Consider the following 23,142-nt stretch of genomic DNA (forward strand, 5'->3'; position numbering starts at 1 on the left):
TTTATCGTCCTTACCATTACAGTACATGAAATTTTACTTTTTTCTTTTTCCTATACTCACATACTTTCACTGCTTTCATACAATAAACTACACGAATGCCTAAAGGATGTGAATGTTATGGGAGTTGAATTAACGCTATTACACGCTCTCTACATTATTTGTTTACTCACTATTATTACCTTTTTTATTCTCCGGAAAGATACGACGATTATTTGTATCGTTTTTATCTTTTTATTAGCATTAACTGCAACAAGTTCTATCCCTCTTGCCATTAGCGGGATTTTTCAAAGTTTCATTTACGCCATTACTGAGCTATTACCAACTATATTAATCATCTCCATTATCGTATCAATGAGCAATTTACTCGTTCATACTGGCATAAATGATACGATGATTTCACCATTTACAAAAATGATTCGTACACCTACACTCGCCTACTGGATTATCGGCCTTTTAATGATGACCATTTCTTTCTTCTTTTGGCCTTCTCCAGCTGTCGCCTTAATGGGAGCTATTTTATTGCCGGTTGCTGTACGTGTCGGTCTTCCTCCAATTGGGGTTGCAATTGCTATGAACTTATTCGGACACGGCATCGCCTTATCTGGCGACTTCGTTATTCAAGGTGCACCGAAATTAACTGCAGACGCGGCTGGTCTCCCTGTTTCCAGCGTCGTATCTGCAAGTGTTCCACTTGTTATCGTTATGGGCATTGTGACAACTTCCGTCGCTTTTTTCTTCTTACGAAAAGAGTTTCATACAGGCTTATCTATACAAGAATCTATTCCATTAACTGCGTCTTCTAAAACGCTCACTTCATTATCTCCTCGCACAAAGAAATGGCTCGCTATATGTATCCCTACCGTATATATCATTGATATCCTTTGCATGATTCAATTTAAACTACAAGGAAGCGACGCAACTGCACTTATCGGCGGAACGACTGTTATTATGATTATCATCATTTCACTCATCGCCTACAAAGGTAATGGACTAAATAAAACAACCGATTATTTTATAGAAGGGCTCCAATTTGGATTTAAAATCTTTGGTCCAGTTATTCCAATTGCTGCACTCTTTTATTTAGGAGATAGCGGCTTTGTGAAAATTATCGGAGACTATTTACCGAAAGGTTCACATGGAATCATTAACGACTTAGGGATTGCCTTATCTCAAACGGTCCCTTTAAACCAATACGTATCGGCGGGAACATTAACTATCGTTGGTGTCATAACAGGCTTAGATGGATCTGGTTTTTCCGGTATATCGCTTGCTGGTTCCATTGCAAACCTTTTCGGAACAGCTTTAGGCCATGGAACAGCTACATTAACAGCACTCGGACAAATTGCGGCTATATGGACCGGGGGCGGGACGTTAATTCCTTGGGCGCTTATTCCTGCTGCTGCAATTTGCAAGGTAGATCCATTTGAACTGGCACGCCGAAACTTTTTACCGGTTGTTATCGGTTTAATTGTCACCACTATCTTTGCGATGTTTATTTTATAACGTAAGCAAGTGTTCTCTTGCTTACGTTTTTTCTTGTAAAATTCATCATGAATTACTGGTTTTCAACAGGGATTCGTTATCCCTTAGCGAAATTATATTAGGAGAGTAATTTTTTCAAAACGTTTACGAGAAACAGATTACTGCAATTAGAAAAGGGGACATAACTATGAATGAATTGATTTTCGTCTTATTAATTTGTCCGTTACTTATCTTTATCGTTTCTGTTATTGGAACGCGCAAGTCGAAAACGTATTACGTAATGCCGATTGTAACGTTTGCTAGTTTTTTAATAATAGGTGTTATCGCCTTTACTCCAAAATTTTTCTTTTGGGTCGGCATGTATAGCATTTTCTCATTTATTGTTTCTTATGTGACTCTATTGTTTGTAAGAGGATATAAGCTTGCAGAAAGCACTAAGTAGTTAAGGAGATTGTAATATGATTTTCTTTGATATTGATGGAACTTTACTTGAATTTTTAACAATGATATAAAAAAACGACCGCGTTCCCCCGCAGTCGTTTTTTTCGTGTTACGCTGTGATCCAAGCTTCGTTAGCTGGATTTTTACGCCACTCTTGTAATTTTTTCGTTTCAGCTTGTCCAATCATACCTTTTTCTGCTGCTACTTCAGTTAATGCACTGTAATCGCTTAAAGAGTATGATACTACGTTAGCTGCTTCTAGTTTTTCTTTTCCTGCTTCAAGCTCGTATGTGAAGATTGATACGATTCCTAATACTTCACATCCAGCTTCGCGAAGTGCTTCTACACATGTAATTGCACTACCGCCAGTTGAAATTAAGTCTTCTACTACTACGACTTTTTGACCTTTTTCAGCTTTTCCTTCGATTTGGTTCCCTTTACCGTGACCTTTTGCTTTACTACGTACGTAGCACATTGGTAAATCCATACGATCGCTTACCCATGCAGCGTGCGCAATACCCGCAGTTGCTGTTCCTGCAATAATTTCTACAGTTGGGAAGTGCTCTTTAATTAACTCTTCTAATCCAGCTGCAATCGCTTGACGTACTTTTGGATAAGATAAAGTTAAACGGTTATCACAATAAATTGGTGATTTCATACCTGAAGACCAAGTGAATGGATCATTCGGTTGTAAAAATACTGCTCCAATTTCTAATAAATGCGATGCGATTTCTTTTTTCATACTGTTACACCTTCCCACTGTTGTTTTACTGTTTTATACGCTTCAAGCGGATTTTCTGCTTTTGTAATACTACGTCCAACTACGATGTAGCTTGAGCCAAGTTCCCTCGCACGTTTCGGTGTTGCTACGCGCACTTGGTCATTTACATCATCGCTTGCAAGACGAATCCCCGGTGTTACTGTTACAAATTCATTTCCGCATACTTCACGTAATTTTGGAACTTCAAGTGTTGAACAAACAACGCCATCAAGTCCACTTTCTTTCGTTAATTTTGCATAATGAGCAACCGCTTCTTCTAACGTTTTCTCAATGCCGATCTCTTTTTTCATCATAGCTTCCGAAGTGCTTGTTAGTTGTGTAACTGCAATACAAATCGGTCTCTCTTTTCCTTCTTGCTTACCTTCCTCTAATCCCTCAATCGCAGCTTTCATCATGCTGCTTCCCCCAGCAGCATGAACATTTACCATATCAACATCTAGACTAGCTAGGCTACGCATAGCGCTTTTTACTGTATTCGGAATATCATGAAGTTTTAAATCTAAGAAGATCTTATGTCCCTTTTCTTTTAAGTACGTAATAATCGCAGGGCCTTCTTTGTAAAATAACTCCATACCTACTTTGACAAATAACTCTTCCCCTTCAAAGTGGCGTAAGAATTGTTCTACTTCTTGTTTCCCTGGAAAATCTAGTGCAACGATTAACGACTGTGACATGTTTGCTTCCAGCTCCTTCCTTGACATTCCGAAATGTGATCAAATCCTAATTCATCTAATAATGCTGGTAACTCTTCAATAATTGTCGGACATACGAACGGATCGATAAAGTTCGCTGTACCTACTGCAACTGCGCTTGCGCCAGCATAGAAGAATTCAATTACATCTTCAGCTGTTTCAATACCACCCATTCCGATAATTGGAATGTTAACCGCTTGGCTTACTTCATGTACCATGCGAATTGCTACTGGCTTAATCGCAGGACCTGATAATCCGCCTGTACGGTTTGCTAAAATTGGTTTAGCTGTTTTTAAATCTAGACGCATACCAAGCAATGTATTAATCATCGTTAAACCATCTGCACCTGCATTTTCAATCGCTTTTGCAATTTCTACTATGTTTGCCACGTTCGGTGACAATTTCACGTATACAGGTACTTCAGAAACCTCTTTTACTCGCTTCGTTAAATCAGCAGCAATTTCAGGATTTGTACCAAAGGCGATACCACCTGTTTTTACGTTCGGACAAGAAATGTTTAATTCTAGTGCATGGACATTAGGCGCTTTAGAAATTTCCTTCGCAACCGCTACGTAATCCTCAGCTTGTGAGCCTGCAACGTTTGCAATAATTGGAAGGTCAAATTGTTCTAACCATGGTAATTCCGAATTCATTACTTTGTCTAATCCCGGGTTTTGAAGTCCGATTGCATTTAGCATGCCGCCTGGTGTTTCAGCAACACGAGGCGTTGGATTTCCATAACGTGGTTGTTCTGTCGTCGCTTTAATCATGATTGATCCTAGTACACTTAAATCGTAAAACTGTGCATATTCACGACCAAACCCAAAGCATCCAGATGCCGGTATAATTGGATTTTTTAATGATAATCCTGGTAATTCAACTTGCAATCTGTTCATAGTACAACCTCCCCGATTGGAAATACTGGTCCGTCGCTACACACCTTCTTGTAAGAATGTCCACTTGGATCTTCTTGTAAGTGGCATACACATGCGAAACAAGCTCCAATACCACAGCCCATACGTTCTTCTAATGAAATATAGGCTTTTTTCTCTTTGTAACGTCCTTCTAATGCACGAAGCATCGCTAGCGGACCACATGAATAAAGAATATCAAAGTCAATTCCGTAATTATCAATTACATCTGTGACAAATCCTTTTGTACCGTGTGTACCGTCTACTGTCGCAACGTACGTATCACCAAGTTCTGCAAATTTTTCTTCATAGAAAACTACATCTTTCGTTTGAAAGCCTAAGATGTGAATAACACGTACACCTTTTGCAACGAGGCGCTGTGATAATTCATAAAGTGGTGGTACACCAATTCCCCCACCTACTAGTAAAGCTGTTTGACCAGCTTCTGCTTCTTCTACAGGAAAACCGTGTCCTAATGGTCCTAGTACATCTACCATTTCACCTTGTTTTCTAGTTGCTAATGTTTTTGTCCCTTGTCCTTCGGCACGATATAGCATTGTAAATTCGTTCTTCTCTTGATCTACATTACAAATACTAATTGGGCGGCGCAGAAGGGGCGCAATGCCCTCTGCTACCTTAATGTGTACAAACTGCCCTGGTTCGTTCATTTGCTGTACTAACGTTCCTTGAAGCACTAATTCGTAAATATTTTTTGCGATTTCTTTTTGGTTAACGACGATCATATTTTGCTTTTGCATCATGCATGTACCACCTCGTGACGCTTTGTTTGCGTAATTTCTTTCATTGAATGAGCTGAGAATGTCATAGATTCTAATACTCGTAAGATTGCTCTTGTTGTATCAAGTGATGTTAAGCAAGCCACACCATTTTCTACTGATTCACGGCGAATGCGGAAACCATCACGCGCTGGTTGTTTACCTTTTGTTAATGTGTTAATTACAAACTGTGCTTTTCCTTGACGGATAATATCTAGTAAGTTGTAGTCTTCAGAATCAATTTTGTTTACAACTTGTACTGGGATATTTTGCTCTTCTAATGATTGTGCTGTTCCAGCTGTTGCTAATAAGTTATAGCCGATTTCGTGGAAACGTTTTGCAATTTCCATCGCCTCTTCTTTATCTTTATCCGCTACAGTAATGATTACTGAGCCGTGCGTTGGGATGTTAATTCCAGAAGCAACTAATCCTTTATACAATGCTTTTTCAAGCGTTAAGTCTTTACCCATTACTTCCCCTGTTGATTTCATTTCAGGTCCTAATGTTGTATCAACTGAGCGTAGTTTCGCGAATGAGAATACCGGAGCTTTTACATATACTTCTTTCTCTTCTGGGTGATAGCCAGTTCCGTATCCTTGCTCTACTAGGTCTTGCCCTAAAATAACTTTCGTTGCAACATTCGCCATCGGTACGCCTGTAATTTTACTTAAGAACGGTACTGTACGGCTTGCACGTGGATTTACTTCAATTACGTACACTTGATCTTTGAATACTACAAACTGGATATTTAGTAATCCAACAATGTTTAATCCTTTTCCAAGTGCAATTGTATGTTCAATGATTTGTTCTTTTAGTTTTTCAGATAAACTTTGTGGTGGATATACTCCAATTGAGTCACCAGAGTGAACTCCAGCGCGTTCAATATGTTCCATAATACCTGGAATGAATACATTCTCACCATCGGAAATTGCATCTACTTCAATTTCTTTACCAACCATGTAACGGTCGATTAATACTGGGTGATCTGCATGAACTTTAACTGCATTTTTCATGTAGTGCAGTAGTTCTTCTTGGCGATATACGATTTCCATCGCACGTCCACCTAGTACGTAAGATGGTCTTACTAATACTGGGTAACCAATTTCTTCTGCGATTGCTACCGCTTGTTCTACAGTCGTTGCTGTTTTACCAACTGGTTGCGGGATGCCAAGTTTTGTTAAAGCAGCTTCGAATTTATCACGATCTTCTGCACGGTCTAAGTCTTCAAGTGATGTTCCTAAAATTTTCACACCGTGTTCTTCTAGTTTCGCTGCTAAGTTAATTGCCGTTTGTCCACCGAACTGAACGATAACACCTTCTGGTTTTTCTAAATCGATAATATGCATTACATCTTCAATCGTTAATGGTTCAAAGTATAATTTGTCAGAAATACTGAAGTCTGTTGAAACTGTTTCTGGGTTGTTGTTAATGATAATTGCTTCATATCCAGCTTCTTTAATTGCCCATACTGAGTGAACTGTTGCGTAATCAAACTCAACACCTTGACCAATACGGATCGGACCAGATCCTAGAACTACTACACTCTTACGATCTGTTACAATCGATTCATTTTCTTCCGCATATGTGCTGTAGTAATATGGCGTTGCAGATTCAAACTCTGCCGCACAAGTATCTACCATTTTGAATACTGGCATCATATTATTTTCTTTACGCATATCGTAAATTTCGCGCTCCGTTTTGTTCCAAGCTGCTGCAATGTAGTGATCGCTGAAGCCCATTTCTTTTGCAGTTTGTAGTACTTCCATATTTCCTACATTCGCTTTTACTTCACGTTCCATATTTACGATGTTTTCAACTTTTTGTAAGAAGAAGAAGTCCATTTCACACCATTCATTGATTTCTTCTTTCGTTACACCTTGGCGAATTGCTTCTGCTACAATAAACAGTCGTTCATCATCCGCTTTAATGATACGTTTTTTCATCGTTTCTTTATCAAGTTCTTTTAAGTGGTCTAATTCTAAGTGATAAATGCCAAGCTCTAAAGAACGAACTGCTTTTAGTAATGATTCTTCTAAGTTACGTCCGATTGACATAACTTCACCAGTTGCTTTCATTTGTGTTCCAAGCGTTCTATTCGCTGATTCAAACTTATCAAACGGCCAACGTGGAATTTTTGAAACAACATAGTCTAACGCTGGCTCGAAGCAAGCGTAAGTTTTTTGTGTTACTGGGTTTACGATTTCATCTAACGTTAAGCCGACTGCAATTTTTGCTGCTAATTTCGCAATTGGATATCCAGTTGCTTTAGATGCTAGTGCAGATGAACGACTTACACGTGGATTTACTTCGATTACATAGTATTGGAAGCTATATGGATCTAGTGCAAGCTGAACGTTACATCCACCTTCAATTCCTAGTGCACGAATAATTCGTAATGACGTGTTACGTAACATTTGGTATTCACGGTCGCTTAGCGTTTGGCTCGGTGCTACAACGATTGAATCACCTGTATGAACACCAACTGGATCGATGTTTTCCATGTTACACACTACAATTGCGTTATCATTTGAATCACGCATTACTTCGTATTCAATTTCTTTACAGCCAGCAATACTTTTCTCCAATAAACATTGTGTTACTGGGCTATGTTTTAAACCACTTGTTACGATTTCAATTAGCTCTTCTTCGTTATGACAAATTCCGCCGCCCGTTCCTCCTAATGTGAACGCTGGTCGAACGATTACTGGGTAACCAATTTCGTTTACAAATCCATATGCTTCATCAAGGTTATGAATAATTTCACTTGGTGGTGTTGGTTCATTTAAATCTTGCATTAATGTACGGAATAAATCACGATCTTCCGCTTGCTCGATTGCTGATAATTTTGTTCCTAAAATTTCAACTCCGCACTCGTCAAGTACGCCTGATTTTGCAAGTTCAACAGCCATGTTTAAACCTGTTTGACCACCTAATGTTGGTAGGATTGCATCAGGACGTTCTTTACGAATAATACGGCTTACGAATTCTAATGTTAATGGCTCGATGTATACTTTATCAGCTGTTGCAGTATCCGTCATAATTGTTGCTGGGTTAGAGTTAACAAGGATTACTTTGTAACCTTCCTCTTTAAGAGATTGACAAGCTTGTGTACCAGAGTAGTCAAACTCCGCTGCTTGCCCAATTACAATTGGTCCTGATCCGATTACTAAAATTGTGTTAATGTCTAGGCGTTTTGGCATAACTCTTCCCCTTCTTTCTTGAAGTTTTCAATCATTGTTAAGAAATCTTCGAATAAATCATTTGCATCTTCTGGTCCCGCTGAAGCTTCTGGATGGTATTGTACTGTAAATGCCGGGAACTTCTTATGACGAAGACCTTCTACCGTTCCATCGTTTAAAGCAACATGTGTAATTTCAAGATCTGTATTTTCAACTGATTCTTCTTCTACTGCGTATCCGTGGTTTTGAGATGTAATTGCTACTTTTCCAGTTGCAAGATTTTTTACTGGATGGTTTAAACCACGGTGACCAAATTTCAACTTACTTGTATTTGCACCTGATGCTAGAGCGAACAATTGATGTCCTAGGCAAATTCCGAATAAAGGAACTTTACCGATAATGTCTTTTAACATTTCAATTGCTTCTGGTACATCTTTCGGATCTCCAGGTCCATTACTTAACATAATTCCATCTGGGCTAAGGCGTAAAATTTCTTCCGCTGTTGTGTTGTAAGGAACTACAATTACATCACAGTCACGCTTATTTAATTCTCGTAAAATACCATGTTTCATACCGAAGTCTACTAGTACAACTCGGTGACCACGACCTGGGCTTGGGTATGGATCTTTCGTTGATACGCGTTTTACATGATCTGTAAATACTGTCGCTTTTAATTGGCTTACAATGTACTCTACATCTGCATCCATGTTACAAAGGCGTCCACGTAATGTACCGTATTGACGAATTTTTCTCGTTAATTTTCTCGTATCAATCCCTGCTAATCCTGGGATATTTCTTTCTTTCAAGTAATCATTTAACGAAATTTCATTACGGAAGTTTGATGGGTGATCACAAATTTCGTTTACGATTAAACCATTTACAGATGGGTGAATGGATTCAAAATCGTCACGGTTAATGCCGTAGTTTCCGATTAATGGGTACGTGAATGTTACGATTTGACCGCAATATGATGGATCAGATAATGTTTCTTGATATCCAGTCATTCCTGTTGTAAATACAACCTCACCTGACTTTTCGATTTCGCCTCCGAAACCTGTTCCAATTAATACTGTTCCATCTTCTAAGATAAGTTGTCTTTTCATACTAATGCACTCTCCTTTTGCCATGCGATCTTACCACCAACGATTGTCATTACCGGCCATCCTTGGCATTTCCAACCTGCGAATGGTGTATTTTTTCCTTTTGATAAGAATGTTGTTGGGTCAATCTCTTCTTCTTGTTCTAAATCAATGATTGTAATATCAGCTGCTCTACCTTCTTTTAGGCGACCTGCTTCTAAGCCGAATGTATCAGCTGGCTTTTCTGTTAAGAATTGAATTAACTGTTCTAGCGTAATAACTCCCTTTTTCACAAGGTTTGTGTATAGAAGCGGGAATGCTGTTTCAAAACCAGTAATTCCAAACGGTGCTCTTTCAATTCCTTGTGCTTTCTCTTCCGCTGTATGCGGTGCATGGTCAGTTGCGATCATATCGATCGTTCCATCTAATAAACCTTCAATTAATGCTGCATGGTCTTCTTTTCCACGAAGCGGTGGGTTCATTTTAAAGTTAGGATCAGCTGATGGGATATCATCTTCACATAACACTAGGTGATGCGGTGTTACTTCTGCTGTTACTTTAATTCCAGCGCGTTTCGCATCACGGATTACACGTACAGAACCTTTCGTACTTACATGACATACGTGATAGTGGCAATCTGCTGCTTCAGCAAGCAGTATATCCCTTGCAATATGTACAGATTCACATACTGATGGGATACCGTTTAATCCGTGTTTCTCAGAAAACTTCCCTTCATGTACACAACCTTTATTAATAAGCGTATTCTCTTCACAGTGCGCAACTACTGCCATATCTAATTTTGCTGCACGTTTCATAGCCGCTAACATCATGCTCGCATCTTGTACGCCTACGCCGTCATCTGTGAAAGCAAATGCTCCAAGTTCTTTTAATGTTTCGAAATCTGTCATTTCAGAACCAGCTTGACGTACTGTAATTGCTCCGTATGGTAGTACGTTAACATGAGCTTTTTCTTCAATACGTTTTTGCAAGTCTTCCATATGTTCTCTGCAATCTGGTACCGGGCGTGTATTTGGCATTGCGCAAATTGTAGTGAATCCACCTTTTGCCGCTGCTAGTGTACCTGTTTCAATTGTTTCTTTATGTTCACCACCTGGTTCACGAAGATGTACGTGTACATCTACTAATCCAGGTGCGATTAACTTTCCGTTCACATCGATTACTTCAGCATTATCTGCCGTAATATTTTCTGCTACCTTAGCGATTTTACCGTCTTGTACGAGAAGATCCGTTGCTACGATTTTTCCTTCTTCATTCATATAACGACCATTTTTAAACAAATAATTCATGTTTCATTCCTCCTAATACATTTGGTAAGGCGCGTTTTAGTACAGCCATTCTTACGTAAACTCCATTTTCCATTTGTTTAAATATACGTGAACGCTCACACTCAACAAGTTCACTTGCAATTTCAACATCACGGTTTACAGGAGCTGGATGCATAATAATGCTTCCTTCTTTCATACGCTTTTCTCTTTCTACTGTTAATCCGTGTTTCTCATGATATTCTTTCATAATGTCTGTTTCATAATGATCATGACGCTCATGTTGTACACGGAGTAACATCATTACATCAACTTCTGGAACAAGTTCATCTAATGGTTTGTATGTTCCAAATGTGTTGTCTTCATCTTGCCACTCTTCTGGACTTGCAAAGTAAATTGTTGCACCAAGCTTCGTTAATGCTTCTGCATTAGAACGTGCTACTCGGCTATGACGAACATCTCCTACTATTGCAATCTTCAAACCTTCAAATCTTCCAAACTCTTGTTTAATTGTAAGAAGATCCAGTAGGCACTGTGTTGGGTGGTTTCCGCATCCATCTCCAGCATTTAAGATTGGAATATTCACCTGATCTTTTAGTTCATCGAAGTAGCGATCTTGCTCGTGGCGGATGACCACTGCTTTTGTTCCGATTGATTCTAGTGTTCTTATCGTATCGTATAGAGTTTCTCCTTTTTGTACGCTAGATGCATCAGCTGAAAAGTTTAAAACATCAAGTCCTAATCTCTTCTCAGCAACTTCAAAGCTAAATCTCGTTCTCGTACTATTCTCAAAGAACAAGTTCGCAACAAAAGTTTGCTCTGTCCTTTTGCTCTCTTTTCCATTCGCAAAATCTTCTGCATCTTTTAGGATTTCTGAAATTTCTACTTCCGATAATTCACTCATCGTTAACAAATGGCTCATCGTCATCCCTCATCTTTCTGATTTTTATGTTACCACTTTTGAATTTTTATAACAACCTTTGCATAAAAATACCCTAATCGTGTGAGACTAGGGTGCAAGAAAGAAGCCACCCTTTCCGGTCTCACAGGACTGAATTAAAAGGTTATTATTATGAAGCAATCTGCTTAGATTGTTTTATTTGTTTCGTTTCCGGTAGTAGTAGATTTAACAGTACACCTACAATTGCTGCTAGTGCCATTCCTTCTACTTGGAATGATTCTCCTACATGAAGTACCGCTCCACCAATACCGATTACTAATATTACTGATGCAATCATTAAGTTTCGTTTGTCACTTAAATCTGTTTTATCATCTACCATCATGCGTAATCCGCTTGATGCGATTACACCGAATAGTAAGATTGATACACCACCCATAACTGGTGTTGGGATCGAATGAATCAGTGCAGAAATCTTACCGATAAATCCGAACATGATTGCGAATACTGCTGAACCGATGAATAAGTATACACTGTATGCTCTCGTAATTGCTAGCACACCGATGTTTTCACCATACGTTGTATTCGGTGGCCCACCGATTAGTGACGCGATTAATGTTGCTACTCCGTCACCGAAGATTGAACGGTGTAAACCTGGTTTTTCAATTAAATCTCTTTTAATAACATTTCCAAGAACAATTTGATGTCCGATATGTTCTGATATTGTTACTAGTGCAACTGGTACCATCAAGAGTACAATCTTCCATGAAAACTCTGGTGTGTATGTTACAAATGGTACTGTGAAATCTGGTACAACAAACCATTTTGCCTCAGCTACCGGCTTTAAGTCTACTAGCCCTTGGAAGTAAGCGAAGATATATCCGCCGATAATGCCAAGTAACACTGGTATGATACTGAAAAATCCTCTTCCAAATATCGAGCATATAATTGTAATTGCTAATGTTACTAACGCTACTGAAAAGTGTGTAAAGCTATATTTGCCATCCGCACCGTTCATCGCCATGTTAACTGCTGTATGTGCTAAAGCTAGACCGATTACCATTACTACTGGACCAACTACGATTGGTGGTAGTAATTTCATAATCCACTCTGATCCTGATTTCTTAATTCCGAGTGAGATTAAGATGTACACAAGTCCTGCTAGCAAACCACCAAGCATTGCCGCTCCCGGTCCACCTGCCGTTTTCGCTGTTATAATCGGTGCGATAAAGGCGAATGATGATCCTAGATAAGCAGGTACTTGACCTTTCGTTATAAGAAGAAACGCTAACGTTCCTAATCCACTTGATATTAATGCTACTGATGGATTCAATCCTGTTAAAAACGGAACAAGCACTGTTGATCCAAACATCGCGAACAAATGTTGTATACTTAAAAATAACCATTTTCCCGGTTTCGGTACTTCATTAACGTCTAACACTGGCTTTTGTTCCATTGTTACATCCTCCTTCAGTTTAAATCTTTGCAATAAAAAAACTCTTTGTGCCTGTGCACAAAGAGTCCTACACTTTCGTATGCCAAATTTGACATATGAAAGCCAAGACCCTTTGGCAGCCTCACAGGACTACATTTAAAAGGGCTTTACTTATCGTATATGCTTACTCGATCTTGTTGATCTGTCTCTTGCAAATCAACTTCGATACGCTCTTCACTTGATGTTGGAATATTCTTCCCTACATAATCAGCGCGAATTGGTAATTCGCGATGACCTCTATCAACAAGAACCGCCAATTGGATTTGAGATGGTCTACCTAAATCCATAAGAGCATCCATTGCTGCTCGAACTGTTCTTCCTGTATATAATACGTCATCCACAAGGATAACTTTTTTCTTCGTAATATCTACAGGGATATCAGAACCTTTTACAAGTGGTTCTTTATTTTTCGATTGTAGTGTTAAATCATCACGATATAACGTAATGTCTAACTCTCCAACTTCCATTTCTTTTCCTTCAATTTGACCAATTCGTTCTGCCAAACGTTGTGCAATAAAAATTCCACGAGTTTTAATTCCGACAAGAACACAATTATCGACACCTTTATTTCGTTCCACGATTTCATGACTAATTCGTGTTAAAGCGCGGCGAATCATTTGGTCATCTAAAACGACAGCTTTCTCTTGCATGCTCTACACCTCCAAGCTTTTTTCTTGCGTGAGAGTAATGGTATAAAAAAAGTCCTCTCAGCGTGTGCGAGAGGACTTTTGAAAAAAGGGTACAACATACCCTAAGTATTTCAAACCGTTACCTTCTCAACCTCACGGGGCTGTGTTAAAGGATCATTATTTAACTGTTGTCAGTATCTCAGTTTTCTTATGATTTGTCAATACTATTTTCGTAAAATATTTAATGCGTCTTCAAACACTTCTGGAATCGGTGCCTCAAACTGAATATATTCACCAGTACGAGGATGATCAAAGCCTAAAATACCCGCATGAAGTGCTTGTCCATTCATATCTAACGTTTTCTTCGGACCATACTTCGGATCTCCTGCAAGTGGATAGCCAATATATTTCATATGAACACGAATTTGGTGCGTACGTCCCGTTTCTAAGCGACATTCTACAAGTGTAAAGTCTTTAAAGCGTTCTAACACTTGGAAATGCGTAACAGCGTTCTTACCATTTTCATCAACTGTCATACTTTGACGCTCTTTCTTATCACGAGCAATCGGAGCATCAATCGTTCCCTTATCATGCGGAATCACACCGTGTACAATCGCTTTGTAACGTCTCGTTACTGTTTTTGCTACAAGCTGATTTACAAGCGATTCATGTGCCATATCATTTTTAGCAACCATTAATAGTCCAGATGTATCTTTATCGATACGATGCACGATACCTGGACGCATTACACCGTTAATGCCTGATAAGTCTGTACAATGGTGCATAAGGCCATTTACAAGTGTACCACTTGTATGCCCTGGTGCTGGATGTACAACCATACCACGTGGCTTATTTACAACAAGCACATCTGCATCTTCATAATAAATTTCTAAATTTAAATCCTCTGGTTGAATATCTAACTCTTCTGGTTCAGGAATTGTTACTGTAATTTCATCTTCTTCTTTTACTTTATAATTCCCTTTTACCGCTTTCCCGTTTACTGTCACAACTTCATCTTTAATCCATTGCTGCACTTGCGTACGTGACCATTCGTTATTTATCCCTGTAACGAATTTATCAATTCGCTCGTTTTTTTGCTCTGCTGCAACTGTTACTTGTACTACTTCACTCATTCAATTACTCCTTCGCTTTCTTGCCTTCTAATAATGTTTGAATAATAATTAATACAACACCAATACATAATGCTGAATCAGCTATATTGAATACTGGATAGTTGTACGAGAAAATATACACGTGAATGAAATCCACTACTTCTTGTCTAAATACACGATCAATAAAGTTACCAATTGCCCCGCCCAAAATTAGGCCTAACGAAATACCTAGAAGCTTGTCTGTTTTCGCATACTTTTTCATATAAAATACAATAAACACTACAAAAACAACTGTAATAATGTAGAAGAACCACATTTTATTTTCTAAAATACCCCAAGCAGCGCCTCTATTTCGATGTGATGTTATGTATAATACATTGTCGATAATCGGAATACTCGTACCCAATTCCATGTTCTTTACAATTAACCACTTCGATATTTGATCGATAGCAATGACGAATAACGCTATTACATAATATATCATTTTCATTTCCCCCACAAAGACAGTGTACCTCAAAATTTTAGCATAGCTGCTACCTTTTCACAATGAACCTTTATAGAAGAATAAAATAAATTAAAAAAAGGTAATATAATATCGTTGTGCGTATTCATACATTTACCTTTTCATAAAAGAATTCATGAATCGTACGGGCAGTCGGCATTGTCTTCATTTGCTTTGTCGAAATTAATCTCCCCGTATCTTCACAAATACCATACATGTCTATTTCCATTTTAAATAATGCGCGTTCTACATCCTTTAAATCCTCTTTTATATCATGTAATAGCAATTTTTTCTTTATCTCTTCCTTAATTTCATATCCAAGCTCTTGGCTGAACTCGACATCATATTTGTGCATTACTTCTTTAGCTAGTCTCTCTTGCAACTCTTTTCTCATCAATTGCAATTCTTCTTTTATTTCCATGTAAATTTCATTCACGTGTACATTCCTCCTAGCTGTAATGTACAGTTAGTGTGTCCGAAATTTATTTGCTTACCTCACACACATTTTTCCTTCACAGGAAAGAGTCTGAAAGTGATTTTGATATGCCATCAACAAAAAAACTGACTGCATCAATAGCAGTCAGCTTTTTTTATTATTTTACATAGTTTTCTTTAACAACTGTTGCACAACGCTCACATAATGTTTCATGTTCAGCATCTTTACCAATTGTTTCTGAAACTACCCAACAACGTTCACATGTTTCACCAGTTGCTTGAGCAACAACAACCGCTGTATGTTCATACTTCGGTGCATCTGCTGGCGCTTCATCCATCATACCACCAAGTTTATACTCAGAAACGATGAATAATTGCTTTAAGTCTTCACTAATAGACTCTAACATAGCTTTCATTTCTGCAGTTGGATATAGCGTAATGCTTGCATTTAATGACTTACCGATTACTTTTTCATTACGAGCTACTTCTAGTGCTTTTAACACGTCATCACGTAATGTCATAAATGCATCCCATTTTGTTTTTAACGCTTCCGCGTCATCTAATTGTACAGCTTCTGGCATATCAGTTAATTGTACACTTTCTTCTGTTACGCCTGGAATGTATGGCCATACTTCATCAGCTGTATGCGGTAAGATTGGTGTTACAAGTTTCGTTAACGCAACAAGAACATCATATAATACAGTTTGAATCGCACGACGATCTTCGTGGTTTGCACCTTCAATATATAAAATGTCTTTTGCAAAGTCTAAATAGAATGAACTTAAATCAATTGTACAGAAGTTATGAATTGCATGATACACAGCAGCGAAGTCGTATGTCTCATATGCTTCTTTAACTTTTGTAATTAAGTCATTTAATTTCACTAACATGTAACGATCTACTTCACGAAGTTCAGCTACAGCTACTGCATTTTCACTTGGCTTAAAGTCGTCTAAGTTTCCTAATAAGAAACGGAATGTGTTACGGATTTTACGATACACTTCTGCTACTTGTTTTAAAATATCATCTGAAATACGTACGTCAGATTGATAGTCAACAGAAGATACCCATAAGCGTAAAATGTCTCCGCCTAATTGATCCATAATTTTCTTCGGTACGACAATGTTTCCAATCGACTTACTCATCTTACGTCCTTCACCATCTAGTACGAAACCGTGACTTAGTACGCCTTTATATGGAGCTTTACCTGTTACAGCAACTGCTGTTGATAATGAAGAGTTAAACCAACCACGATACTGGTCAGATCCTTCTAAATATAAATCAGCTGGACGCTGTAAATCTTCGCGCTCTTCTAATACCGCTTGGTGAGAAGAACCTGAATCGAACCATACATCCATGATGTCTGTTTCTTTACGGAATTCGCCATTTGGGCTACCTGGATGTGTAAATCCTTCTGGTAATAGATCTTTCGCTTCACGCTCGAACCATACGTTAGAACCGTGTTCACGGAATAAATCTGCTACATGGTTAATTGTTTCATCCGTAATAATTGGATCACCATTCTCAGCATAGAATACTGGAATTGGCACACCCCATGCACGCTGACGAGAAATACACCAGTCACCACGGTCACGAACCATATTATGAAGACGAGTTTCTCCCCATGCTGGTACCCATTTTGTTTCTGCTACAGCTTCTATTAATTCTTTACGGAATGCTTCAATAGATGCAAACCACTGTGCTGTCGCACGGAAAATAATTGGTTTTTTCGTTCTCCAATCATGTGGGTATGAATGTGTAATGAATGTTAGTTTCAGTAACGCGCCTACTTCTTCTAATTTTTCTGTAATTGGTTTGTTAGCTTTATCATAGAATAAGCCTTCAAATCCAGGTGCCTCATTTGTTAATACACCTTTATCATCGACTGGGCAAAGTACTTCTAATCCATACTTTTTACCAACAACGAAGTCATCTTCCCCGTGTCCTGGTGCTGTATGAACACAACCTGTACCTGCATCTGTTGTTACGTGGTCTCCTAGCATAACTAATGAATCACGATCGTAGAATGGATGTTTTGCAACTGTGTACTCAAGTTCGCTACCTTTTACTGTTTTCACAACTTCAGCATTTTCCCACTCTAACGTTTTTGCAACTGTCTCAAACAGCTCAGAAGCAATGATATATTTCTCATCGTTTACTTTTACAATGCTATATTCAAGCTCTGGGTGAACAGAAATACCTAAGTTTGCAGGTAATGTCCAAGGTGTCGTTGTCCAAATGATGTACTTTTCATCACCTTCTAATACGTTCTTTCCATCTTTTACAGGGAATGCTACGTAAATAGATGCTGATTTTTTATCTTGATATTCAATTTCAGCTTCCGCTAAAGCAGATTCACTCGTTGGAGACCAGTAAACTGGTTTTTGACCTTTATAGATATAACCTTTTTTCGCCATGTCACCAAACACTTTAATTTGTTGTGCTTCATAAGCTGGCTCTAAAGTAATATATGGATTATCCCAATCTGCACGTACACCTAGACGCTTAAATTGTTCACGTTGACGTTCTACTTGTTCATATGCATACTCTGCACATAACTTACGGAACTCAGCAACTGTCATTTCTTTACGTTTTACACCTTTATTTGTTAAAGCTTGTTCAATTGGTAAACCGTGCGTATCCCATCCTGGAACATATGGCGCACTAAAACCAGTCATTGATTTATAACGAACAATAAAGTCTTTTAATACTTTATTTAATGCATGTCCCATATGAATGTCACCATTCGCATATGGAGGTCCATCATGCAATACAAATAAAGGACGTCCTTTTGTATGTTCTTGTACTTTTTCGTAAATATTCATTTCAGCCCATTTTTCTTGCATTGCAGGCTCACGTTTTGGTAAATTCCCACGCATTGGGAACTCTGTTTTTGGCATCAGTAATGTATTTTTGTACTCCATGCTCAATTCCTCCTTACATGTATAAAAGAAACACTTAAAAAACGGAATAAAAAAGAGACCTTCTCATCCCAAAAAGGGACGAGAAAGTCTCCCGCGGTACCACCCTAGTAGATCATATACATGTGTATAGAATCCTCTTTATATTCTTAACGCGAATACACGCCTACGCTTACTCTATTTGTTCAGCGCGGAACTCCAGGGTGATATTCCCACTATCTCCTTATCCTGAGCTTACACCATCCTCAGTTCGCTATATAAGGTTTGAAAAGGTACTTATCCCTATCTTCGTTTTTCTTAATAAATATGTTGTTTAAAATTATATGTAATAATGAGAAAAACGTCAAGCTTACACTGTTTCTTCTTTTTTCAACAGTTCATCTACTTCGTCTTCTAATTCAATTAGTTTATCCCAATCATCGTTGTTTAACATCTCAAGCTGTGTTTCTAATAACATACGGAAACGAGTTCGGAATACTTTCGCTTGTTTCTTTAGCTCTTCAATATCAAAAGCAACTTTTCTTGATTTTACTAATGCTTCGTTAATAATACGATCAGCATTCTTTTCAGCTTCACGCACAATTAATTTCGCTTCTTTTTGCGCATTACGTTTTACTTCTTCCGCTGCTTCTTGTGCAACGACGATAGATTTGTTTAACGTATCTTCAATATTAGAGAAATGATCTAACTTCCCTTCTAACTGCGCAACTTTTTCTTCTAAAGCTTTTTTCTCACGAATGACCAATTCATAATCTTTGATAATTTGATCAAGAAACTCATTTACTTGATCTTCATCATAGCCACGGAATCCGCGACCAAATTCTTTGTTATGAATATCTAATGGTGTTAACGGCACAACGCCACCTCCAAGTAGTTATCTAAATTTCCTCTTTCAATTATATCTTTTCTTCGACAAAATAGGAGGATTTCCTTCTAAAAAACCAATCATTTTAGTATACCATACAAAATTCTCCATTTGTCGCGTTTTGTTCTACCTTCTACAGAAAATAATTTACTTCGGCCATATCCTCTAACAGAAAAAACATCTCCTGGATAGCATTCATAAGAAGTTTGCTCCACTGTTTTCCAATTGACTTTTACTAAACCATTTTTTATGAAAGGTTGTACTTTCTGTCTAGATAAATGTAACATTTCAGCTAACATAACATCTAAACGAAGTGAAGAAACCGTTCCAGATTTCTCTCCCCACGTTTCATCTATCTGTAGAATTTGTTCTCCTTGCACTGACGCTAAAGAGACTTTTACTTTCCCTATTGATTGTAAGTTCATCTCAATATACGATACAATTTCTTTCGCAACTACAATTTGGGCACGATTTTCTTGCAGCAAAATATCACCACATTTTTCTCTTGTTAAACCAAGAGACATAAATGTACCTAATATTTGCCTATGTTCTAGCGTATAAAACTTGGAAGGATAGTCAATTTCTAATACTTCTACTTGAAATTCTTCTTCATTTAATTCTAGATAGTCTGGATAAATAAGTGCTCTTTTACGCTCTGCATTAGGCGTTGCACCACCAAATTGCACAGCAACATCACCTTGTCCTATTACCATAGAAACAATTTGTTGTTGCCTAGGATCAAGAAAATCCGTTAACTTCACTTGATGGTATTCCGCCGCTCGCTTCCACTCTAGCACTTTATCCACAAAGACCTCCTCATCAGGCCTAAAATGTTCGTAGATGCTCATGTATTTACCTTCTTACTATAAAAAATAGCTTAATAAACTGAACAAACCAGTTTTAGCAAGTTTCAACGCAAAGATCGCAACGATTGGAGAAATATCAATCATTCCAAGCGGCGGAATAAAGCGGCGGAATGGTTCTAAATACGGTTCACAAATACGTGCCAGGAACTCTCCAAAAGCTGATTCCTTTGCACCAGGAAACCATGATAGGAGAATGTAAATAATAAGTGCCCACGAGTAAATCTCGATAGCATAACTTAACACTATAAAAACTGTTGTCATGGCGTATTACCACCTCTTTATATTTGTTTCTTCTTCTTCACCGAATAACTCTGAAATCGCACCAACAATATCTACATTTTCAGGTGTACACATAAATGTTTTCGGTCCTATTTTTTGAATGTCCCCGCCTATAGCGTATACAGTACCACTTAAAAAGTCAACGATACGTACCGCTTGATCAGTAGACATTCTCTGCAAATTAATTACAACAGCTCGTCTACCTTTTAAGTGGTCCGCAATCCCTTGTGCTTCCGAATATGTGCGTGGTTCTAATAAAACAACTTTTGAAGATTGTTTTGCTGTTTCAATACTCACAACATTTTGCTTCGGTTGCGCTTTCGGAAACGTAACGTCTTGTTGTTCTGGTGGATCTTGCTGCTTTTTCATGTCTGTTTGCTCCTTTTCATAACCATATTGAGCTGCTTCTTTTTCTTCCGGTGTATCAAAAAAGAAGTATTTTACTTTTGACCAACTCATAATAAGATTCTCCTTCCTTTTACGCTTTTCCTACTAAAATCGTTCCCAAACGAATATATGTAGCCCCTTCTTCAATTGCAATTGTGTAATCATTGGACATTCCCATTGATAATTCTTTACATGGCGCATGTAATAACTCTAGCTCCTGCACCTCTGTTTGCAGCATACGTAATTCCTTAAAACAGCGTCTGATTTCTTCCTCTTCTTCTGTAAATGGAGCCATCGTCATTAGTCCAACCACTTCAATTTTATCGAATTCTTGCAAACTTTGAATAAAAGAAACAACCTCTTCTATTGCCAATCCTTGCTTCGATTCTTCAGATGAGGTTTTCACTTGAATAAAGCATTTCACTTTCTTATCAGCACGTTTCTGAATTTCTTTCGCCAGCGAAAGACGATCTAACGAATGTAAATAATCAATTTCATTAATGATTTCTTTTACTTTTCTCGTTTGTAATGAGCCAATAAAGTGCCAATTAACTTTTGAACCGAAATGCTCGTATTTCTGTAAGAAACCTTCATTTCTATTTTCACCTAAATCGATAATTCCAGCTTCAATTACTTCGTTTGTTTTTTCAATCCCTACAGTTTTTGTAACTGCAACAAGTTTAATATCTTGCAACGAACGTCCAGCTCGAGCGCAAGATTCTTTAATAGCTTCGTTTACAATTACTAAATTTTCTTGTACTGTCACTTGCTTCCTTCCTCCTTAAAACCTATGAAACTCAACATTCTTCCTGTCTTACCTTGATCACGACGATGAGAGAAAAATAGTTGCTCTTCACAGCTTGTACAAAGAGATGACATTACAATATGCTCTTCTTTTATGCCTGCTTGTACACATAATATACGATTAATTTCTTTTAAATTAATTGCGTACTGCCCGTCAGAAATTTTTTGATGAGGAACAGCACCGCTAACTACTTCCTGTGCTGCTGTTAATACACGATCATCCACAACATAACAACAAGATCCGATCGACGGCCCAATTGCAACATGAATTTCATCACTTGAAATACCTTCTGCATTCCACTTTTGAATCATTTCCTTTGCAATCTCTTGTACAGTGCCTTTCCATCCAGCATGCGCAAGTCCTATCATACCATGTGATGGTGCATAAAAATAGAGCGGAACACAATCCGCGTAACAAGACGTTAACAGAACATCTTCATTACTCGTATAAATGCCATCTGTTTTTGAAATGCCGTCCTCATATGAATAGACACCACTTCCCTTTTCCTGTTGCCCTACTTTTTCAACATGATGAGCATGAACTTGTTCAGAGCAAATCCAGTTTTCTAATGGTTTTTGTAACTTATTTGCTAAAATGCGTCTGTTTTCATGAACGTTCTCCACGATATCATTCACATGTAATCCTAAATTCATCGCATGAAAGGAGCCCGTACTTATCCCACCATCTTTTGTCGTAAATCCAGCAGTAATGTTTCCAAGTTCTTTCCACGCTTGTAAATACAGTATACCGTCCACATATTTAAATGGTTCTCTCATAATAAAGCGGCTCCTTTTAATTAAAATAACAGAAAAAAGCATGGTACTTCCTGTCTATTTTACCATACTTTTATTTTTTCATAATCCTAACAGAAAAAAAAGAGGAATTTGTAATATTCTTTATGAAATTGTCGGTGTTTGTATTGATTCTGTTACAGAATTAACAGGATTTACTCTTACAAGTATGACATCCTCCCCAATTTTCACAATTTCCTTCCAAGGAATTACAATCTCAACATCTTTTCCAAAAATACCTAGCATACGTGTCTGTTTGGAAATAATAACAGAACAAACTTGCCCTGTGTTCATATCAATTTCAATATCTCCAATATTCCCAATCCTTTTTCCATCTGAAATATTTATAACATCCTTCATCTGTAACTCTGAAATTCGTATCACCATTTTTATCCTCTCCCTTATATGACAAATTGGAAACTGTTTCTCATATTTACAGGAAGCCATCTATACGAAACACCATGCTAGTTTCATTATATGAACACTAATCCCCTACTATGAGCACAAACCATATTACATATAAAAAGGTCTCA

The 23,142-nt window shown here is 37.9% G+C and carries 23 protein-coding genes and 1 other annotated feature; of the genes, 2 read left to right on the forward strand and 21 right to left on the reverse strand.

Annotation, left to right across the window (positions count from 1 at the left end; genetic code table 11):
• Nucleotides 1-117: 117 nt before the first annotated feature.
• Both GBN91_RS00530 and GBN91_RS00535 read left to right on the forward strand, forming a co-directional pair.
• Nucleotides 118-1,503 (forward strand): hypothetical protein, encoded by a 1,386-nt coding sequence (locus GBN91_RS00530; protein WP_006928318.1) that lies wholly within the window; start codon nucleotides 118-120, stop codon nucleotides 1,501-1,503.
• Between the two features lie 166 nt (nucleotides 1,504-1,669).
• The gene (locus GBN91_RS00535) at nucleotides 1,670-1,924 is read left to right on the forward strand and encodes a YbeF family protein (protein ID WP_006928316.1); all 255 of its coding nucleotides are present in this window, start codon (nucleotides 1,670-1,672) and stop codon (nucleotides 1,922-1,924) included.
• Nucleotides 1,925-2,032: 108 nt separating this feature from the next.
• On the opposite strand, the gene pyrE is transcribed toward GBN91_RS00535, so the two are convergent.
• From pyrE to GBN91_RS00640, 21 genes are all read right to left on the reverse strand, one after another.
• Nucleotides 2,033-2,665 carry an orotate phosphoribosyltransferase gene (pyrE, locus tag GBN91_RS00540; protein ID WP_000711443.1) on the reverse strand — a complete coding sequence of 211 codons (633 nt, stop codon included), beginning with the start codon at nucleotides 2,663-2,665 and terminating at the stop codon, nucleotides 2,033-2,035.
• Nucleotides 2,662-3,378 carry an orotidine-5'-phosphate decarboxylase gene (pyrF, locus tag GBN91_RS00545; protein ID WP_006928308.1) on the reverse strand — a complete coding sequence of 239 codons (717 nt, stop codon included), beginning with the start codon at nucleotides 3,376-3,378 and terminating at the stop codon, nucleotides 2,662-2,664. The genes pyrE and pyrF overlap by 4 nt, the downstream gene beginning before the upstream one ends.
• Nucleotides 3,363-4,292, reverse strand: coding sequence for a dihydroorotate oxidase B catalytic subunit (gene pyrD, locus GBN91_RS00550; protein WP_001081049.1), 930 nt, complete (start codon nucleotides 4,290-4,292; stop codon nucleotides 3,363-3,365). Before pyrD ends, pyrF begins: the two co-directional genes overlap by 16 nt.
• On the reverse strand, nucleotides 4,289-5,068 hold the full coding sequence (pyrK, locus tag GBN91_RS00555; protein WP_000983359.1) for a dihydroorotate oxidase B electron transfer subunit: 780 nt from the start codon (nucleotides 5,066-5,068) through the stop codon (nucleotides 4,289-4,291). Before pyrK ends, pyrD begins: the two co-directional genes overlap by 4 nt.
• Nucleotides 5,065-8,283 carry a carbamoyl-phosphate synthase large subunit gene (gene carB, locus GBN91_RS00560; protein WP_006928306.1) on the reverse strand — a complete coding sequence of 1,073 codons (3,219 nt, stop codon included), beginning with the start codon at nucleotides 8,281-8,283 and terminating at the stop codon, nucleotides 5,065-5,067. The genes pyrK and carB overlap by 4 nt, the downstream gene beginning before the upstream one ends.
• Nucleotides 8,268-9,365: a carbamoyl phosphate synthase small subunit gene (locus GBN91_RS00565; protein ID WP_000828680.1), complete on the reverse strand. Its 1,098-nt coding sequence runs from the start codon at nucleotides 9,363-9,365 to the stop codon at nucleotides 8,268-8,270. Before GBN91_RS00565 ends, carB begins: the two co-directional genes overlap by 16 nt.
• Nucleotides 9,362-10,648, reverse strand: coding sequence for a dihydroorotase (pyrC, locus tag GBN91_RS00570; protein ID WP_001108367.1), 1,287 nt, complete (start codon nucleotides 10,646-10,648; stop codon nucleotides 9,362-9,364). The genes GBN91_RS00565 and pyrC overlap by 4 nt, the downstream gene beginning before the upstream one ends.
• The gene (gene pyrB / locus GBN91_RS00575) at nucleotides 10,632-11,546 is read right to left on the reverse strand and encodes an aspartate carbamoyltransferase (protein ID WP_152121206.1); all 915 of its coding nucleotides are present in this window, start codon (nucleotides 11,544-11,546) and stop codon (nucleotides 10,632-10,634) included. Before pyrB ends, pyrC begins: the two co-directional genes overlap by 17 nt.
• A 148-nt stretch (nucleotides 11,547-11,694) precedes the next feature.
• The gene (gene uraA, locus GBN91_RS00580) at nucleotides 11,695-12,978 is read right to left on the reverse strand and encodes a uracil permease (RefSeq protein ID WP_000435928.1); all 1,284 of its coding nucleotides are present in this window, start codon (nucleotides 12,976-12,978) and stop codon (nucleotides 11,695-11,697) included.
• Nucleotides 12,979-13,124: 146 nt separating this feature from the next.
• The gene (gene pyrR, locus GBN91_RS00585; protein WP_001156491.1) at nucleotides 13,125-13,667 is read right to left on the reverse strand and encodes a bifunctional pyrimidine operon transcriptional regulator/uracil phosphoribosyltransferase; all 543 of its coding nucleotides are present in this window, start codon (nucleotides 13,665-13,667) and stop codon (nucleotides 13,125-13,127) included.
• Between the two features lie 203 nt (nucleotides 13,668-13,870).
• A complete protein-coding gene (locus tag GBN91_RS00590) occupies nucleotides 13,871-14,779 on the reverse strand; it encodes an RluA family pseudouridine synthase (protein ID WP_000005833.1) in 909 nt (302 codons plus the stop codon).
• Nucleotides 14,780-14,783: 4 nt separating this feature from the next.
• Nucleotides 14,784-15,242 (reverse strand): lipoprotein signal peptidase LspA, encoded by a 459-nt coding sequence (lspA, locus tag GBN91_RS00595; protein ID WP_000642180.1) that lies wholly within the window; start codon nucleotides 15,240-15,242, stop codon nucleotides 14,784-14,786.
• Between the two features lie 124 nt (nucleotides 15,243-15,366).
• On the reverse strand, nucleotides 15,367-15,696 hold the full coding sequence (locus GBN91_RS00600; protein WP_001002955.1) for a TraR/DksA C4-type zinc finger protein: 330 nt from the start codon (nucleotides 15,694-15,696) through the stop codon (nucleotides 15,367-15,369).
• 157 nt (nucleotides 15,697-15,853) lie between these two features.
• A complete protein-coding gene (gene ileS2, locus GBN91_RS00605) occupies nucleotides 15,854-18,619 on the reverse strand; it encodes an isoleucine--tRNA ligase (RefSeq protein ID WP_000455951.1) in 2,766 nt (921 codons plus the stop codon).
• A 71-nt stretch (nucleotides 18,620-18,690) separates the two neighbouring features.
• Nucleotides 18,691-18,914: a binding site (T-box leader), on the reverse strand.
• A 51-nt stretch (nucleotides 18,915-18,965) separates the two neighbouring features.
• Nucleotides 18,966-19,472, reverse strand: coding sequence for a septum site-determining protein DivIVA (gene divIVA / locus GBN91_RS00610; protein ID WP_001131611.1), 507 nt, complete (start codon nucleotides 19,470-19,472; stop codon nucleotides 18,966-18,968).
• Nucleotides 19,473-19,561: 89 nt separating this feature from the next.
• On the reverse strand, nucleotides 19,562-20,329 hold the full coding sequence (locus GBN91_RS00615; protein WP_002164454.1) for a YlmH family RNA-binding protein: 768 nt from the start codon (nucleotides 20,327-20,329) through the stop codon (nucleotides 19,562-19,564).
• Nucleotides 20,330-20,344: 15 nt separating this feature from the next.
• The gene (locus GBN91_RS00620) at nucleotides 20,345-20,608 is read right to left on the reverse strand and encodes a YggT family protein (RefSeq protein WP_000214232.1); all 264 of its coding nucleotides are present in this window, start codon (nucleotides 20,606-20,608) and stop codon (nucleotides 20,345-20,347) included.
• A 6-nt stretch (nucleotides 20,609-20,614) separates the two neighbouring features.
• On the reverse strand, nucleotides 20,615-21,085 hold the full coding sequence (locus GBN91_RS00625; RefSeq protein ID WP_000119129.1) for a cell division protein SepF: 471 nt from the start codon (nucleotides 21,083-21,085) through the stop codon (nucleotides 20,615-20,617).
• 19 nt (nucleotides 21,086-21,104) lie between these two features.
• The gene (locus GBN91_RS00630; RefSeq protein ID WP_000218005.1) at nucleotides 21,105-21,779 is read right to left on the reverse strand and encodes a YggS family pyridoxal phosphate-dependent enzyme; all 675 of its coding nucleotides are present in this window, start codon (nucleotides 21,777-21,779) and stop codon (nucleotides 21,105-21,107) included.
• Nucleotides 21,776-22,594: a peptidoglycan editing factor PgeF gene (pgeF, locus tag GBN91_RS00635; RefSeq protein ID WP_001209008.1), complete on the reverse strand. Its 819-nt coding sequence runs from the start codon at nucleotides 22,592-22,594 to the stop codon at nucleotides 21,776-21,778. Before pgeF ends, GBN91_RS00630 begins: the two co-directional genes overlap by 4 nt.
• Nucleotides 22,595-22,714: 120 nt before the next feature.
• Nucleotides 22,715-22,996, reverse strand: a complete 282-nt coding sequence (locus GBN91_RS00640) for a YlmC/YmxH family sporulation protein (protein WP_000236750.1) — start codon at nucleotides 22,994-22,996, stop codon at nucleotides 22,715-22,717.
• Nucleotides 22,997-23,142 lie beyond the last annotated feature (146 nt).

The sequence above is a fragment of the Bacillus sp. B1-WWTP-T-0.5-Post-4 genome, assembly GCF_009183795.1.
GTDB classification, from domain to species: Bacteria; Bacillota; Bacilli; order Bacillales; family Bacillaceae_G; genus Bacillus_A; species Bacillus_A cereus.

Coding starts and splice junctions, on each gene's coding strand:
- GBN91_RS00530 (WP_006928318.1), top strand. CDS start 118: ATGGGAGTTGAATTAACGCTATTACACGCTCTCTACATTATTTGTTTA.
- GBN91_RS00535 (WP_006928316.1), top strand. CDS start 1,670: ATGAATGAATTGATTTTCGTCTTATTAATTTGTCCGTTACTTATCTTT.
- pyrE (WP_000711443.1), bottom strand. CDS start 2,665: ATGAAAAAAGAAATCGCATCGCATTTATTAGAAATTGGAGCAGTATTT.
- pyrF (WP_006928308.1), bottom strand. CDS start 3,378: ATGTCACAGTCGTTAATCGTTGCACTAGATTTTCCAGGGAAACAAGAA.
- pyrD (WP_001081049.1), bottom strand. CDS start 4,292: ATGAACAGATTGCAAGTTGAATTACCAGGATTATCATTAAAAAATCCA.
- pyrK (WP_000983359.1), bottom strand. CDS start 5,068: ATGATGCAAAAGCAAAATATGATCGTCGTTAACCAAAAAGAAATCGCA.
- carB (WP_006928306.1), bottom strand. CDS start 8,283: ATGCCAAAACGCCTAGACATTAACACAATTTTAGTAATCGGATCAGGA.
- GBN91_RS00565 (WP_000828680.1), bottom strand. CDS start 9,365: ATGAAAAGACAACTTATCTTAGAAGATGGAACAGTATTAATTGGAACA.
- pyrC (WP_001108367.1), bottom strand. CDS start 10,648: ATGAATTATTTGTTTAAAAATGGTCGTTATATGAATGAAGAAGGAAAA.
- pyrB (WP_152121206.1), bottom strand. CDS start 11,546: ATGAGCCATTTGTTAACGATGAGTGAATTATCGGAAGTAGAAATTTCA.
- uraA (WP_000435928.1), bottom strand. CDS start 12,978: ATGGAACAAAAGCCAGTGTTAGACGTTAATGAAGTACCGAAACCGGGA.
- pyrR (WP_001156491.1), bottom strand. CDS start 13,667: ATGCAAGAGAAAGCTGTCGTTTTAGATGACCAAATGATTCGCCGCGCT.
- GBN91_RS00590 (WP_000005833.1), bottom strand. CDS start 14,779: ATGAGTGAAGTAGTACAAGTAACAGTTGCAGCAGAGCAAAAAAACGAG.
- lspA (WP_000642180.1), bottom strand. CDS start 15,242: ATGATATATTATGTAATAGCGTTATTCGTCATTGCTATCGATCAAATA.
- ileS2 (WP_000455951.1), bottom strand. CDS start 18,619: ATGGAGTACAAAAATACATTACTGATGCCAAAAACAGAGTTCCCAATG.
- GBN91_RS00615 (WP_002164454.1), bottom strand. CDS start 20,329: ATGAGCATCTACGAACATTTTAGGCCTGATGAGGAGGTCTTTGTGGAT.
- GBN91_RS00620 (WP_000214232.1), bottom strand. CDS start 20,608: ATGACAACAGTTTTTATAGTGTTAAGTTATGCTATCGAGATTTACTCG.
- GBN91_RS00625 (WP_000119129.1), bottom strand. CDS start 21,085: ATGAGTTGGTCAAAAGTAAAATACTTCTTTTTTGATACACCGGAAGAA.
- pgeF (WP_001209008.1), bottom strand. CDS start 22,594: ATGAGAGAACCATTTAAATATGTGGACGGTATACTGTATTTACAAGCG.
- GBN91_RS00640 (WP_000236750.1), bottom strand. CDS start 22,996: ATGGTGATACGAATTTCAGAGTTACAGATGAAGGATGTTATAAATATT.